Origin of the sequence: Sphingomonas sp. SORGH_AS_0789 (assembly GCF_031453055.1) — a bacterium.
GTDB lineage: Bacteria > Pseudomonadota > Alphaproteobacteria > Sphingomonadales > Sphingomonadaceae > Sphingomonas.
On sequence record NZ_JAVIYV010000001.1, the window covers coordinates 406,825 to 420,412 of the forward strand.

Consider the following 13,588-nt stretch of genomic DNA (forward strand, 5'->3'; position numbering starts at 1 on the left):
GATGCAAGAGCATAAGGAACGAAGGCAAGGCCATGACGATCGAGCACCATCAGGACGACGCGCGCGCCATCATCGCGACGCCGACCGAAGATGCGCTGCCGCGCCGCTTCGCCGACTTCGATACGCTGGGCCAGGCGCTGGACTATGCCGCCTCGGGCTCGCGCGGTCTGAACTTCCACGATGCGCGCGGGGTCCTGACCCGTCCCTATCCCTTCTCCGAGCTGCGCGACGACGCGCTGGCCTGCGCCCGCCGGCTGATCGCCAGCGGCGTGCGCCCCGAGGAGCGGATCGCGCTGGTCGCCGAGACGGGGCCGGAATTCGCCGCCCTCTTCTTCGGCGTGATCTATGCGGGCGCCTGGCCGGTGCCGCTGCCGCTGCCGACCTCGTTCGGGGGGCGCGACAGCTATATCGAGCAGCTGCGCGTCCAGCTTGCCAGCTGCGACCCCAAGATGCTGATCTTCCCGCCCGAACTGGCGCAGATGGCCGGTGCGGCGGCCGAGGCGGCGGGCGTCGAGGGGATCGACTGGGACAGTTTCGCCCGGCGCGAGGCGCCCGAGGCGCCGCTGCCCGAGGCTAAGTCGGACGCGATCGCCTATCTGCAATATTCCAGCGGCTCGACCCGCTTTCCGCATGGCGTGGCGATCACCCACCATGCGCTGCTCAACAATCTGGCGGCGCACAGCCATGGCATGAAGATCCAGGAGAGCGACCGCTGCGTCTCGTGGCTGCCCTGGTATCACGATATGGGTCTGGTCGGCTGCTTCCTGTCGCCAGTCGCCAACCAGGTGTCGACCGATTACCTGAAGACCGAGGATTTCGCGCGTCGCCCGCTGGCGTGGCTCGACATGATCAGCCGCAATCCGGGCACCTCGGTCAGCTATTCGCCGACCTTCGGCTATGACATCTGCGCGCGCCGCATCTCGTCGCAGACCAAGGCGTCGGACCGTTTCGACCTGTCGCGCTGGCGGATCGCGGGCAATGGCGCGGACATGATCCGCCCCGACGTCATGCAGTCCTTCGTCGACGCCTTTGCCGATGCGGGCTTCCAGGCAACCGCCTTCCTGCCCTCCTATGGGCTGGCCGAGGCGACGCTGGCGGTGTCGATCATGCCACCGGGCGAAGGCATCCGCGTCGAGCTGGTCGAGGAAACCCAGCTGTCGGGCGGCGCACGCGGCACCGACCGGCCGCAGCGTTTCCGCGCCATCGTCAATTGCGGCAAGCCCGCGCGCGATATGGTGATCGAAATCCGCGAGGAGGACGGCACGCCGCTGCCCGACGGGGCGATCGGCAAGGTGTGGTGCAAGGGCCCGTCGGTCATGGTCGGATATTTCCGCGACCAGGCCGCGACCGAAGCCTGCATGGTCGATGGCTGGCTCGACACCGGCGACATGGGCTATATGTCCAAGGGCTATATCTACATCGTCGGCCGCGCCAAGGACATGATCATCGTCAACGGCCGCAACCACTGGCCGCAGGACATCGAGTGGGCGGTCGAGCAGCTGCCGGGCTTCAAGGCGGGCGACATCGCCGCCTTCGCCATCACCACGCCGGGCGGCGAGGAAACCCCCGCCGTGCTGGTCCAGTGCCGTAGCTCGGACGACGAGGAACGCGCCCGCCTGCGTGACGAAATCCGCGAGCGCGTACGCGCGGTGACCGGCATGAACTGCGTCATCGAACTGATCCCGCCGCGCACCCTGCCCCGCACCAGCTCGGGCAAGCTGAGCCGCGCCAAGGCCCGCAACCTGTATCTGGCGGGCGAGATCAAGCCGTACGACGTCGCGGCCTGATCCCGGTTCGAGATTTGAGAGAGGGCTCGGTCGAAAGGCCGGGCCCTTTTCCTATCTCCATCACCTTGGAGCCGGTATCCCCATCCCCCGTTCAGCCTGAGCGAAGTCGAAGGCCAAGGGAATCCGGTCGCTCCCACTCCAACCACCACCACGGCGAAGGCCGGGGTCCAATGGCCACCAAGTCCGTGGCGTGCTCGATAGACCACCCCGACTGGACCCCGGCCTTCGCCGGGGCGGCGGCGTGGGGTGAGGACGAGGCGTGGCCTTCGACTTCGCTCAGGCTGAACGGCGTTCCGGGCATCTCAATCCTTCAGCGGGTCATGCCCCCAGTTCATCAGCGAATAGCGCCATGGCGAATGCTCGACATCCTTGTCGGGGCCGCCCTGCTTCAAATGCCGGTGCACATAGCCGACGACCTTCTTCATGTGCGCATAGTCGTCGTCGGTCAGATCGGCCTTATTCTTGCGCTTGATCGCGACGATCTTGCCGCCCGATTCATGCCCCACGCTTTCGTCGGCGCCGTCCTTCTTCTGCCCGACCTCCTTCGACTCGTCGCTGTCGAGGAATTTCTCGAGTTCGGCGGGGGCCATGTTCACGGCCTCCTTGAAATCGGCATAGATCTGGTCGTGATCGTCGGCCATTTGCGGCTCCTTTCGGCGGGGTAACGCCGCCGACCGGATTTCGGGTTCAGACCAGCATGCCCTGATAGCTTTGCGGCGGCGCGGCCATGGTCGCGCGTGCGATCCCGCCGAGCAGCAGCACCGCGACCAACGCCGCCAGCGTCGCGCGGACGATGCGCCGGTCGCCCTGCCACGGCTTGGCCAGGATCAGCCCCAGCGCGCAGGCCATGACCGGCCACAGATGATAGCGGAAATCCGAGGCGACGCTGACGACCAGGAAGCTGGCCTCCAGCCCCAGCGCCGATCCGAACAACGCCCCCGCCAGCCCGCTCCCCCGCGTCACGGCCAGGCCGCCCGCCGCCAGGATGATCCAGATGATCGGCCACATGACCGGCGCATCGACCCAGGGGCTCGCCATGCGCTGCCACGTCAGCGCGACGGGCCCCGGATGGCCCAGGCCATAGTCGTTCGCCTCGCTGCCCTGCGGCGGCGCGGCATTGGGCCAGCGCGGCGGCACCCACAGACGCCAGGTCGAATTGACATGCGCCAGCCGCTGCGCCGCATAGGCCAGCGGATGATGCAGCATGGCGGGGGCCAGCCGGGCGTAGAGACGCGAAGGCGGGATCGTCTCGAACCGCTGCAACCGGGTGCCGCACCGCGCGGGCTCGCCCAGAGGGTCCCAGAAGAACGGCTTCACGCACCCCTTGACGCGGATTTCGGCAACTTCCTGCGGAGAGAAACCCAGCCGCGCGTCATAGGGTACCCGCACGGCGATTCCGGCCAGATCGTACAGCGCCTGCGATCGCGCGACGCCGCTGGGCTTCGCGCCGAGGAGCTTGTGATTGACGAGCGGCGCCACCGCCAGCGTCGCCAGCGTCAGCGCGACGGTGATCGCGATCCGGCGGCCCCAGCGATCGGCGACGAGCAAGGCGACCAGCGGCGCGATGGCGAAGATCGCATTGGCCCGGACCAGCGCGGCATAGGCGAGCAACATGCCCGCCGCCGCCCAGCCCCAGCCGGGCACCGGCCGTCCGCGCAATCGCCACCAGCCAAGGATGCCGACCGCCGCCAACGCCGCGCCGGTCATCTGCGCGTCCTTCAGGATCGCCACCTCCCAGCCCAGCCAGGGCGGCACCAGTCCGACCGCCAGCACGCCCAGCGCCGCGCGCGGCCGCCGGTCGACGATCGCCGCCGCGATGCACCCCAGCCCCAGCCACCATGTCGCCAGTTGCAGGACCAGCATCGGCCGCGCGCCCTGCCCCGGAAACAGCGACCAGAGCCGCGCCATGATCGGCGGGTGCCAGTCGTCATATGTCCCGGTCAGCGCCTGCGCATATTGGCCCACGCTGTCATATTCGACATAGCCCGGTGCGAAGATCAGCAGGCTCAGCCCGAACAGGATCAGCGCCGCGATGGCGATGCGCAGGCGGTGGGAAAGGGCTCGGGTCATGGCTCGCCGGTCGAACTGTTGCGGATGCGACCGATGCGGCCAAAACCATCCGTTTCGCAAGCGGAATGCGGCAGGATGGCCCGGATCGGCCGATCGGCGATGGCCTTTGCGCGGTCGCCCGCGTGGATTAGGGACATTGCAGCGAAGATGGGGGAGCGAGTGGGCATGACCAGCGCCTTGGTGATCATCGACATGCAACAGGCGATGCAGGACCGGATCGAGGCCGGGCGTCCGCACGTCAACGGGGATGCGCCCGCCAGGATCGGGGTTCTGGCCGAGGCGTTTCGCGGGGCCGGGCGGCCGGTCATCCATATCCGCCATGCCGAGGCCGACCCGACTTCGCCCCTGCATTCCGACGCGCCCGGCTATCCGCCGATGGCCTGCGCCTTGGAGCGGCCCGGTGAGGCGATCTTCGTGAAGCGAAGCTCCTCCGCCTTCGCCACGACGCCGCTGGCGGCACATCTGCACGAACAGGGGCTGTCGCATCTCCACATCGTCGGGGCGGTGGCGGGGTTCTGCGTCAATTCGACGGCGCGTGCGGCCTCCGATCTGGGCTTTGCGGTGACGGTGGTGCCGGATGCGGTGCTGGGCTTCGACCTGCCCTCCGCCGGGCTGGACGCGCAGGCGATCTTCGATGTCACCATGGGGTTGCTGGCGGCGGATTTCGCCAAATTGCGCGACAGCGAGGCGGTGCTGGCCGGATTGGGGTGAGGGTTGGGCGTGGCCTTCGACTTCGCTCAGGCTGAACGGAGTGATGGAATGATGCCGCTCCCCAACCCCCGTTCAGCCTGAGCGAAGTCGAAGGCCACGGGCATACCCCAACAAAGAAGGGGCCCGCCGCAGCGAGCCCCTCACCTGTATCCGATCCGTAAAAATCAGATGTGCAACGCGCGCCCATAGGCGGCCAGCACCGACTCGTGCATCGACTCCGAAATGGTCGGATGCGCGAACACCGTTTCCATCAGCTCGGCCTCGGTCGTCTCCAGCTGGCGGGCGACGACATAGCCCTGGATCATCTCGGTCACTTCCGCGCCGACCATGTGCGCGCCCAGCAGCTCGCCGGTCTTGGCGTCGAACACGGTCTTCACGAAACCCTCGGCCTCGCCCAGCGCGATCGCCTTGCCGTTGCCGATGAAGGGGAACTTGCCGACCTTCACTTCGTAACCGGCTTCTTTGGCCTTCGCTTCGGTCAGGCCGACGCTGGCGACCTGCGGACGCGAATAGGTGCAGCCCGGGATGTTGCCCTTGTCCATCGCATGCGGGTGGACGTCCTTGTTGCCCAGCGCCTGCGCGATGGCCTCGGCGGCGATCACGCCCTCATGGCTCGCCTTGTGCGCCAGCCAGGGCGCGCCCGTCACGTCGCCGATCGCCCAGATGCCGTCGACATTGGTGCGGCCATAGCCGTCGGTCTTGATGTGACCGCGATCGGTGGTGATGCCCAGCTTCTCCAGGCCGATATTCTCGGTGTTGGGGACGATGCCGATGGCGACGATCGCATGGCTGAACTCGGCGGTCTCGACCTTGCCGTCCGGGCCCTTCATCGCAGCCTTGACGCCCGATGCGGTCGCCTCCAGCTTTTCCAGGCCGGTCTTGGTCTTGATGGTCATGCCGAACTTGGTCAGCTGCTTGGTCATGAAGTCGCTGACTTCGGCATCCTCGACCGGCATGATCCGGTCGAGCATCTCGACGATGGTCACTTCCGCGCCCATGTCGTTGTAGAAGCTGGCGAACTCGACGCCGATCGCACCCGATCCGATGACCAGCAGCTTGGTCGGCATGGCGGGCGGCACCATCGCGTGGCGATAGGTCCAGATGCGCTCGCCATCCGCCTTGGCAAAGGGCAGGTCGCGCGCGCGCGCGCCGGTGGCGACGATGATGTGCTTGGCGGTCAGCTCGGTGGTCTTGTCGCCCTGGACGACCGACAGCTTGCCCTTTCCGGTGATCGTGCCGACGCCTTCATGCACGGCGACCTTGTTCTTCTTCATCAGGCCCTTGACGCCGGCATTCAGCTGGCCCGCGACCTTGCGGCTGCGATCGACCACCTTGTCCAGGCTGAACGAGGGCTTTTCGACCGACAGGCCGTACTGCGCGGCGTGGGTCATATAGTGATAGACCTCGGCCGAGCGCAGCAGCGCCTTGGTCGGGATACAGCCCCAGTTGAGGCAGATGCCGCCCAGCCGCTCGCGCTCGACGATCGCGACCTTCAGGCCAAGCTGGCTCGCGCGGATCGCCGCGACATAGCCGCCGGGGCCGGAGCCGAGGACGATAAGGTCGTAAGTGTCAGCCACGTTGCTCTTCCTTCTGAACGCGCGCCTTGGCGGTGCGTGGGGTGTGACCCCGAGAAAATTTCAATCAGTCTTGCGCGGGAGTCAGCGGCGGAACGCTGCGCGGCTTGCGGTCCTTGTCGGTCGCGACGAACACGAAGCGGGCCTGCGTCACCTTGGTCGCATCCTCGACGTGGCGGGCGCGGCGCCAGGCCTCGACCTCGATCGTCATCGACGTGTTGCCGACCCGGACCAGCGTCGCATAGACCGACACCTCGTCGCCGACGAGCACGGGGGCGTGGAACTTCATCCCCTCCGCCGCGATCGTGACCGCCCGGCCGCCCGAATGGCGCGAGGCCACCGAACCCGCCGCCAGATCCATCTGGCCCATCAGCCAGCCGCCGAAGATATCGCCGTAAGGATTGGCGTCGGACGGCATGGCGGTGACGCGGATGGTGGGGTTCTGATCGGGCAGCGTGCTCATTGTTCGGCGTGTCTCCGTGCCATGCGGTCGGCGATGCGCGCCCGGTGGAGCGGACCGATGCCCATCGCCATCGTCGCGACCATCGCCGCCACGCCGCACCACCAGATTTCGGTGCGGCCCAGCGGATAGGCCCAGGCCGCGGCCCAGGTCATGACGAGCGCCGCGATCAACCCCAGGCCGATATAGAACAGCTCGATCCGAACCCGCATGGCGCCCGCCCCCGGTCTATCAGGCCAGCATCGCCAGCGGACGCTCGACCAGTTCCTTGAACACCTTCATCAGCTCGGCGCCATCGGCCCCGTCGATCGCGCGGTGGTCGAAGCTGCCGGTCGCCGACATGACGGTCGCCACGCCCAGCTGGTCGTCGACGATATAGGGACGCTTCTCGCCCGCGCCGATCGCCAGGATCATGCCCTGCGGCGGGTTGATGACCGCCTCGAACTGCTTGATGCCGAACATGCCCATGTTCGAGATCGAGGCGGTGCCGCCCTGGAATTCGTGCGGCTGCAGCTTGTTGTCGCGGGCGCGGGTGGCCAGGTCCTTCATCGTGGTCGAGATGGACGACAGCGAGCGCGTATCGGCCTCCGACACGATCGGGGTGATGAGGCCCGCCGGGGTCGACACCGCGACCGAGATGTCGGCGCGCTTGAAGCTGATCAGCTGGTCGGGCGTGAACATGACGTTGCACTTCGGCACCGCCATCAGTGCGACGCCCAGCGCCTTGATGAGCATGTCGTTGACCGACAGCTTGACGCCACGCGATTCGAGACCCGCGTTCAGCTCGCCACGCAGCTTGAGCAGCGCGTCGAGGCGCACGTCCACCGTCAGATAGATGTGCGGAACCTGCTGCTTCGACTCGGTCAGGCGACGCGCGATCGTCTTGCGCATGTTGGACAGCTTCGACGCCTCGTGCGGGATGTCCGGCACCTGCGCGGGCTTCGGCGCGGCGACGGGAGCCGAGGCGGTTTCCGCCGGAGCCGAGGTCGACGCGGCCGGAGCCGCTGCCTTGGCCTGGCCCGGCTGCGCATTCTCGACGTCCGCCTTCACGATGCGGCCATTGGGGCCCGATCCGGTCAGCGCCGACAGGTCGAGGCCCTTTTGCGAGGCGATGCGGCGCGCCAGCGGGCTGGCGATCGCGCGGCCGCCCTGGCCGGCCTGCTTGCCCGAATCGGCGGGCTTGCCATGATCCTCGGCCTGTTCGACCGTGCGCTCGACGGGCTTGGCTTCGCTGCCGGTCTTGTTGGGATCGGTGGGGTCGGTCGGCATCGGCTTGGCCGGAGCCGGGGTTTCCGACTTGGACGGCGCCTGAACCGACGCGGCGTCCTCGCCCTCTTCGGCCAGGATCGCGATGACGGTGCCGACCTTCACATTGTCCGAACCCTCGGCGACGAGGATCTTGGCGATCACGCCTTCATCCACCGCCTCGAATTCCATCGTGGCCTTGTCGGTTTCGATCTCGGCCATGATATCGCCGGACTTCACCGTATCCCCTTCCTTCACCAGCCATTTGGCCAGCGTGCCTTCCTCCATGGTCGGCGACAGCGCGGGCATCTTGATCTCGATCGACATGGAGGTCCTCTCGGGGCAAACCAATTCCGTAGCGGCCCGTCTCTTGCGCCCGAATTGCGCCCGGTCAAGTCATGGCCTTGCACGAAATGTTATGTAACGGCATCCATTCGACACAAATTGGGGGGCCGCCATGCGTATCTATCTGGTCGTGATCGACGACAGTCCGGAATCGGTGATCGCCCTGCGCTTTGCTGCGCGACGCGCGGTGAAGACGGGCGGCGGCGTCGAGATCCTGACCGTCCTGCCGCCGCAGGAATTCATCGCGTTCGGCGGTGTCCAGGCGACGATCGAGGACGAGGCGCGCCAACAGGCCGAGGCGCTGGTCGCGAGCGCGGCGGGGACGCTGCTCGACGAATCGGGGCTGCGTCCCTCGATCACGGTGCGCGAGGGCGATGCGCCCAAGGTGATCCGCGAGATGATCGCGGCCAATCCCGACATCGCCGCGCTGGTGCTGGGCGCCGCCGCCAGCGGCGCGCCGGGCAAGCTGGTCAGCCATTTCTCGGGCACCGACGCGGGCGCGCTGCCCGTGCCGGTGATGATCATTCCGGGATCGCTGACGCTGGAGGCGATCGATCGGTTAAGTTGAAATAAATTCCTCCCCTGCAAGGGGAGGGGGACCAGCGAAGCTGGTGGAGGGGTGTGCCCGCTGATGGTGACACCCCTCCGTCAGTCCTGCGGACTGCCACCTCCCCTTGCAGGGGAGGAATGCGCGCGGTTACTCCGCCGCCTTGGCCATGTCCTCGAACTCGGCCGCCGCCAGGAAGCGTTCGGCATCCAGCGCGGCCATGCAGCCAGTGCCCGCCGCCGTCACCGCCTGACGATAGACCTTGTCCGCCACGTCGCCGCACGCGAACACGCCGGGCACGCTGGTCCGCGTCGAACCCGTCTCGACCGCGATATAACCGTCCGAATCCAGCTCCAGATGCCCCCGGAACAGCTCGGTCGCCGGGTGATGGCCGATCGCGACGAAGCCGCCCTCCACGTCCAGGCGGCTATGCTCGCCCGTCACCGTATCGAGCAGGTCGAGCGCGACGAGGCCCGCATTGCCGCCGCCGTCGACGAATTCGCGGACTTCCTTGTTCCAAAGCACCTTCACATTGGGATGCGCGAACAGCCGCTCCTGCAGGATGCGCTCGGCGCGCAGCGAATCGCGGCGGTGGATCAGCGTCACGTCGTCGCTATGGTTGGTCAGGTACAGCGCCTCCTCGACCGCGGTGTTGCCGCCGCCGATCACCGCGACCTTCTTGCCGCGATAGAAGAAGCCGTCGCAGGTCGCGCAGGCCGACACGCCCTTGCCCTTCATCGCGTCTTCGCTGTCCAGGCCCAGCCACTTGGCCTGCGCGCCCGTCGCGATGACCAGCACCTCGCCCTCATAGACGTCGCCGCCGTCGCCGATCAGGCGGAACGGGCGGCTGGTCAGGTCCACTTCCGTGATCGTGTCCCACATCATCCGCGCGCCGACATGTTCCGCCTGCTTCTGCATCTGCTCCATCAGCCAGGGGCCCTGGATGACGTCGGCAAAGCCCGGATAATTCTCGACATCCGTGGTGGTGGTCAGCTGGCCGCCCGGCTGGATGCCCTGCACCACGATCGGCTGCATCCCCGCGCGCGCGCCATAGATGGCGGCGGACAGCCCGGCGGGGCCCGAGCCGAGGATGAGCATGCGGGTGGCGTGGGTGGTCATGTCATAGTCCTGTGAAGCATGTTTGCGCCCTAGATAGTCGCGCGAGCGACAAAAATGAACCGCTTCTCATGCGGCCATTCGGCGCTAGCTTCGTTTGACGTTGCAAGTGGAGATGGGCCTGATGCGCGACGACGACGATGTGAAGATCACCGAATATACCGCCCCCGCCGGCGGCTGGGGATCGATGAAGGGCATGGCCAAGATCTTGCCCAAGGAGGGGCTGGGGCCCGAGACGCTCGACACGTTGCGCCGCCAGAACAAGCCCGGCGGGGTGATGTGCGTCAGCTGCGCCTGGGGCAAACCCGCCAAGCCGCACATCGCCGAGTTCTGCGAGAACGGGGCCAAGGCGACCGCGTGGGAGCTCAGCTCGCTTCGCGTCACGCCAGATTTCTTCGCCAGGCATACGGTCAAGGAGCTGGAGGCATGGCCCGACCATGATCTGGAGCAGGCGGGCCGCCTGACCCATCCGATGCGCTATGACCGCGCGAGCGACAAATATGTCGCGGTCAGCTGGGACGAGGCATTCGCGGCGATCGGCGCCAAGCTGAAGACCTGCGACCCGACCAAGGTCGTGCTCTACGCCTCGGGCCGCGCCTCGCTCGAAACCTCGTTCATGTATTCGCTGTTCGCGCGGATGTGGGGGCAGCAGAACCTGCCCGACAGCTCCAACATGTGCCACGAGACGACCTCGGTCGGGCTCAAATCCGCCATCGGCTCGCCCGTCGCGACGATCCAGATGGAGGATTACGACAAGTGCGACGCGATCTTCTCCTTCGGGCAGAATGTCGCGACCAACGCGCCGCGCATGCTCCACAATCTCCAGGCCTGCGCCAAGCGCGGGGTGGAGATCGTGACGTTCAACCCGCTGCGCGAACGCGGCTGGGAACGCTTCGCCTCGCCCCAGAACCCGATACAGATGCTGACCGGCAGTTCGACCGACATCTCGACCCAATATCATCAGGTGAAGGCGGGCGGCGACATCGCCGCGCTGACCGGCATCTGCAAGCTGGTGATCGAGGAGGACGACCGCGCGCTAGCCAAGGGCACCAAGCGCATCCTCGATCATCATTTCATCGAGCAGCACACGACCCGGTTCGAGGATTTCGCGAATTACTGCCGCCAGGCCGTGTGGAGCGACATCGTCCGCGATTCCGGCCTGACCCGCGATGCCATCGAACAGGCCGCGCGCGTTTATATGAAGTCCGAGCGGGTGATCGCGGTGTACGGCATGGGCATCACCCAGCATCGCTATGGCATCGACGCGCTGCACATGATCGTCAACCTGCTCCTGCTGCGCGGCAATATCGGGCGCGAGGGGGCGGGACCGGGTCCGGTGCGCGGGCACAGCAATGTGCAGGGCCAGCGCACCGTCGGTATCACCGAGAAGACCGAACTCGCCCCTGTCGAGCGGCTTAAGGAATTGTTCGAGTTCGAGCCGCCGACCGAAAAGGGCTGGGACACGGTCGAGGCGTGCCGCCAGATCATCGCCGGGACCGCGCAAGGTTTCGTCCAGCTGGGCGGCAACTTCCTGCGCGCCACGCCCGAACATGCCAGGATGAAGGCGGCGTGGGCGAAGCTGCCCATCACCGTCCATATCGCGACCAAGCTCAACAAGAGCCATCTGGTGCCGGGCGAGGAAAGCTACATCCTCCCCTGTCTCGGCCGTCTCGAGACCGATATGCAGAAGGGCGGCCGCCAGGCGGTGTCGATGGAGGATTCGTTCAGCCATATCTATGGCTCGGTCGGCAAGGCGACGCCCGCCGCCGACACGCTGCTGTCCGAACCCGCCATCGTTGCGGGAATCGCCAAGGCGGTGCTGGAGCCCAATCCCAACGTGCCATGGGACGAATGGGTCGGCGATTACGGACTGGTCCGCACCGCGATCGAGAATGTCTATCCCGACAAATTCGCCAACTTCAACGAACGGCTGTTCGAGCCCGGCGGCTTCTGGAAGGGCAATCCCGCCTCGCACCGCAAATGGGAAACCGAGAGCGGCAAGGCCGAGTTCAACGTGCCGCGCGCCATGGACGCCTCCGGCATCCCCCCCGCCGAGGGGCGGATGCGCCTCATCACGCTGCGCTCGAACGACCAGTTCAACACGACCATCTATGGCTATGACGATCGTTTCCGGGGGATCAGCGGGACGCGCATGGTGGCGATGATGAACAAGGCCGACATCGCCAGGCTGGGCCTGTCGGACGGACAGACCATCGCGCTGGAAAGCGATGCCGATGACGGGCAGGACCGGGTGGTCGAGGGCCTGCGCGTCGTCGAGTACAACATCCCCGAAGGGTGTATCGGCGGCTATTACCCCGAACTCAACTATCTGATCCCGCTGGAACATCATGCGCTGGAAAGCCATGTGCCCGCGGGCAAGTCGGTGCCGGTGAAGGTGCGCGTCCCCGCATGAGCATGACGTCATGAGCATATTGGGAGCCGTCCTGACCGGGGGGCGTTCGTCGCGGTTCGGATCGAACAAGGCGGTCGCCATGCTGGGCGACCGAACCCTAGTGGCGCATGCCCGCGCCACCATCGCCCCCCATTGCGCGCGCGTGGTACAGGTGGGCGGCGCGCAAGGCGTGCCCGACATGCCCGAGCCCGATCTGGGGCCGCTCGGCGGGATCGCGGGTGCGCTGGACTATGCCGCCGCCCATGGCTTTCGCTGTGTCCTGACCATCGGGTGCGACATGCCGCGCCTGCCCGACGGGCTGATCGACGCGATCCTGCGGCGCGAGCCCAGCTATTGCCAGGATGCGCCGGTGCTGGGGCTCTGGCCCTCCGCCCTGGGGGCGCATCTGATGGCGCATCTGTCGCTCAACCGCGATCGCTCAGTGCGCGGCTGGGTCCGGGCGATCGGGGCGATCCCCATCGCATCGCCCCAGCCGATCGCCAATGTGAACACTCCCGCCGACCTTGCCGCCCTGTGACGGCGGTCACTGGCGATCCCGTCCGGACGCTGACGCTCGTCCGCCTGTCGCCCGATACGGTCGAGCCGATCACCCGCGCCGTCGCGGTCGAATGCCCGGTCGCGATCGAGGTCGACGGCTTCGGCTATGCGGTGATGATGATGACGCCCGAGCGGCTGGCGGACTTCGCCACCGGCTTCCTGCTCACCGAGCGGCTGATCGACGCGCCGGGCGACATCGTCGAGATCGATCCCTTTGCGGCGGAGGCGGGCTGGATCGTCCGTGTGACGCTGGCCGAACATTGCCGGGGGCGGATCCACGACCGGGTCCGCCACCGCACGAGCGACACCAGCTGCGGGCTGTGCGGCCTGTCCGGGCTGGAGCAGATCGCCCGCCCCGTCGCCAACCGCCCCCCTGCCCCCCAGGCCCGCACCGCGACGCTGTTCGCCGCGCTGGAGGGCATTCGCGCGTCCCAGCCGCTCAACGCGCTGACCGGCGCGGTCCATGCCGCCATCGCCTGCGATGCGGTGGGCGCGACGCTCGCGGCGGCGGAGGATGTCGGGCGGCACAATGCGCTCGACAAGCTGGTCGGCACGCTGGCGCGATCGGGTCGGGAGGCCGACTTCATCCTCGTCACCTCGCGGATCAGCTACGAGATGGTCGACAAGGCCCTGGTCGCAGGTGTCGGGATGCTGGTCGGAATCTCGGCCCCGACCAGTCTCGCGATCGACCATGCCTATGCGCAGGGCCTGACGCTGATCGCGCTGGCGCGTGCCGATGCGATGCTGGTCGCGAACGACCCGCACGGGCTGTTCCGCGACTGA

General features: G+C 67.1%; 14 protein-coding genes. 6 read left to right on the forward strand and 8 right to left on the reverse strand.

Translation table 11 applies throughout. The annotated features are described in order from the left end of the window. Positions 1-32 precede the first annotated feature (32 nt). Positions 33-1,787 (forward strand): fatty acyl-AMP ligase, encoded by a 1,755-nt coding sequence (locus tag QE360_RS01800; protein WP_309698843.1) that lies wholly within the window; start codon positions 33-35, stop codon positions 1,785-1,787. Positions 1,788-2,089: 302 nt separating this feature from the next. Here QE360_RS01800 and QE360_RS01805 read toward each other — a convergent pair whose 3' ends face one another. The 3 genes from QE360_RS01805 to QE360_RS01815 are packed head-to-tail and all read right to left on the reverse strand — an operon-like array spanning position 2,090 to position 4,051. Further along, positions 2,090-2,428 carry a DUF3140 domain-containing protein gene (locus QE360_RS01805; RefSeq protein WP_309698845.1) on the reverse strand — a complete coding sequence of 113 codons (339 nt, stop codon included), beginning with the start codon at positions 2,426-2,428 and terminating at the stop codon, positions 2,090-2,092. A gap of 46 nt (positions 2,429-2,474) precedes the next feature. Further along, entirely contained in the window at positions 2,475-3,857 is a 1,383-nt protein-coding gene (locus tag QE360_RS01810) for a hypothetical protein (protein WP_309698847.1), read from the reverse strand. Further along, on the reverse strand, positions 3,854-4,051 hold the full coding sequence (locus tag QE360_RS01815) for a hypothetical protein (RefSeq protein WP_309698849.1): 198 nt from the start codon (positions 4,049-4,051) through the stop codon (positions 3,854-3,856). The genes QE360_RS01810 and QE360_RS01815 overlap by 4 nt, the downstream gene beginning before the upstream one ends. Between QE360_RS01815 and QE360_RS01820 the strand changes: the two genes are divergently transcribed. Next, positions 4,023-4,568 carry an isochorismatase family protein gene (locus tag QE360_RS01820; protein ID WP_309698851.1) on the forward strand — a complete coding sequence of 182 codons (546 nt, stop codon included), beginning with the start codon at positions 4,023-4,025 and terminating at the stop codon, positions 4,566-4,568. The genes QE360_RS01815 and QE360_RS01820 overlap by 29 nt on opposite strands. 164 nt (positions 4,569-4,732) lie before the next feature. Here QE360_RS01820 and lpdA read toward each other — a convergent pair whose 3' ends face one another. The 4 genes from lpdA to QE360_RS01840 all read right to left on the reverse strand — a co-directional run bounded on the left by lpdA (position 4,733) and on the right by QE360_RS01840 (position 8,174). Next, positions 4,733-6,145 carry a dihydrolipoyl dehydrogenase gene (lpdA, locus tag QE360_RS01825; protein ID WP_309698854.1) on the reverse strand — a complete coding sequence of 471 codons (1,413 nt, stop codon included), beginning with the start codon at positions 6,143-6,145 and terminating at the stop codon, positions 4,733-4,735. Positions 6,146-6,209: 64 nt separating this feature from the next. Then, a complete protein-coding gene (locus tag QE360_RS01830; protein ID WP_307103353.1) occupies positions 6,210-6,605 on the reverse strand; it encodes an acyl-CoA thioesterase in 396 nt (131 codons plus the stop codon). After that, positions 6,602-6,814 (reverse strand): hypothetical protein, encoded by a 213-nt coding sequence (locus QE360_RS01835; RefSeq protein ID WP_307103351.1) that lies wholly within the window; start codon positions 6,812-6,814, stop codon positions 6,602-6,604. Before QE360_RS01835 ends, QE360_RS01830 begins: the two co-directional genes overlap by 4 nt. Positions 6,815-6,833: 19 nt before the next feature. Continuing rightward, the gene (locus QE360_RS01840) at positions 6,834-8,174 is read right to left on the reverse strand and encodes a pyruvate dehydrogenase complex dihydrolipoamide acetyltransferase (RefSeq protein ID WP_309698858.1); all 1,341 of its coding nucleotides are present in this window, start codon (positions 8,172-8,174) and stop codon (positions 6,834-6,836) included. 130 nt (positions 8,175-8,304) lie between these two features. Between QE360_RS01840 and QE360_RS01845 the strand changes: the two genes are divergently transcribed. Next, positions 8,305-8,760, forward strand: a complete 456-nt coding sequence (locus QE360_RS01845; RefSeq protein WP_307103347.1) for a universal stress protein — start codon at positions 8,305-8,307, stop codon at positions 8,758-8,760. Positions 8,761-8,889: 129 nt separating this feature from the next. Here QE360_RS01845 and trxB read toward each other — a convergent pair whose 3' ends face one another. After that, positions 8,890-9,858 carry a thioredoxin-disulfide reductase gene (gene trxB / locus QE360_RS01850; protein WP_309698860.1) on the reverse strand — a complete coding sequence of 323 codons (969 nt, stop codon included), beginning with the start codon at positions 9,856-9,858 and terminating at the stop codon, positions 8,890-8,892. A 121-nt stretch (positions 9,859-9,979) separates the two neighbouring features. Between trxB and QE360_RS01855 the strand changes: the two genes are divergently transcribed. Genes QE360_RS01855 through fdhD form a run of 3 tightly spaced genes read left to right on the forward strand, consistent with a single transcriptional unit; the run spans position 9,980 to position 13,588 of the window. Continuing rightward, positions 9,980-12,268: an FdhF/YdeP family oxidoreductase gene (locus QE360_RS01855; protein ID WP_309698862.1), complete on the forward strand. Its 2,289-nt coding sequence runs from the start codon at positions 9,980-9,982 to the stop codon at positions 12,266-12,268. 10 nt (positions 12,269-12,278) lie between these two features. After that, positions 12,279-12,785, forward strand: a complete 507-nt coding sequence (locus tag QE360_RS01860; protein WP_309693293.1) for a molybdenum cofactor guanylyltransferase — start codon at positions 12,279-12,281, stop codon at positions 12,783-12,785. Further along, positions 12,782-13,588 carry a formate dehydrogenase accessory sulfurtransferase FdhD gene (gene fdhD / locus QE360_RS01865; protein ID WP_309698865.1) on the forward strand — a complete coding sequence of 269 codons (807 nt, stop codon included), beginning with the start codon at positions 12,782-12,784 and terminating at the stop codon, positions 13,586-13,588. Before QE360_RS01860 ends, fdhD begins: the two co-directional genes overlap by 4 nt.

What these genes read in the sequence shown, in the direction of transcription:
- QE360_RS01800 (WP_309698843.1), top strand. Translation starts at nt 33, where the DNA reads ATGACGATCGAGCACCATCAGGACGACGCGCGCGCCATCATCGCGACG.
- QE360_RS01805 (WP_309698845.1), bottom strand. Translation starts at nt 2,428, where the DNA reads ATGGCCGACGATCACGACCAGATCTATGCCGATTTCAAGGAGGCCGTG.
- QE360_RS01810 (WP_309698847.1), bottom strand. Translation starts at nt 3,857, where the DNA reads ATGACCCGAGCCCTTTCCCACCGCCTGCGCATCGCCATCGCGGCGCTG.
- QE360_RS01820 (WP_309698851.1), top strand. Translation starts at nt 4,023, where the DNA reads ATGACCAGCGCCTTGGTGATCATCGACATGCAACAGGCGATGCAGGAC.
- QE360_RS01815 (WP_309698849.1), bottom strand. Translation starts at nt 4,051, where the DNA reads ATGTCGATGATCACCAAGGCGCTGGTCATGCCCACTCGCTCCCCCATC.
- QE360_RS01830 (WP_307103353.1), bottom strand. Translation starts at nt 6,605, where the DNA reads ATGAGCACGCTGCCCGATCAGAACCCCACCATCCGCGTCACCGCCATG.
- QE360_RS01835 (WP_307103351.1), bottom strand. Translation starts at nt 6,814, where the DNA reads ATGCGGGTTCGGATCGAGCTGTTCTATATCGGCCTGGGGTTGATCGCG.
- QE360_RS01840 (WP_309698858.1), bottom strand. Translation starts at nt 8,174, where the DNA reads ATGTCGATCGAGATCAAGATGCCCGCGCTGTCGCCGACCATGGAGGAA.
- QE360_RS01845 (WP_307103347.1), top strand. Translation starts at nt 8,305, where the DNA reads ATGCGTATCTATCTGGTCGTGATCGACGACAGTCCGGAATCGGTGATC.
- trxB (WP_309698860.1), bottom strand. Translation starts at nt 9,858, where the DNA reads ATGACCACCCACGCCACCCGCATGCTCATCCTCGGCTCGGGCCCCGCC.
- QE360_RS01855 (WP_309698862.1), top strand. Translation starts at nt 9,980, where the DNA reads ATGCGCGACGACGACGATGTGAAGATCACCGAATATACCGCCCCCGCC.
- QE360_RS01860 (WP_309693293.1), top strand. Translation starts at nt 12,279, where the DNA reads ATGAGCATATTGGGAGCCGTCCTGACCGGGGGGCGTTCGTCGCGGTTC.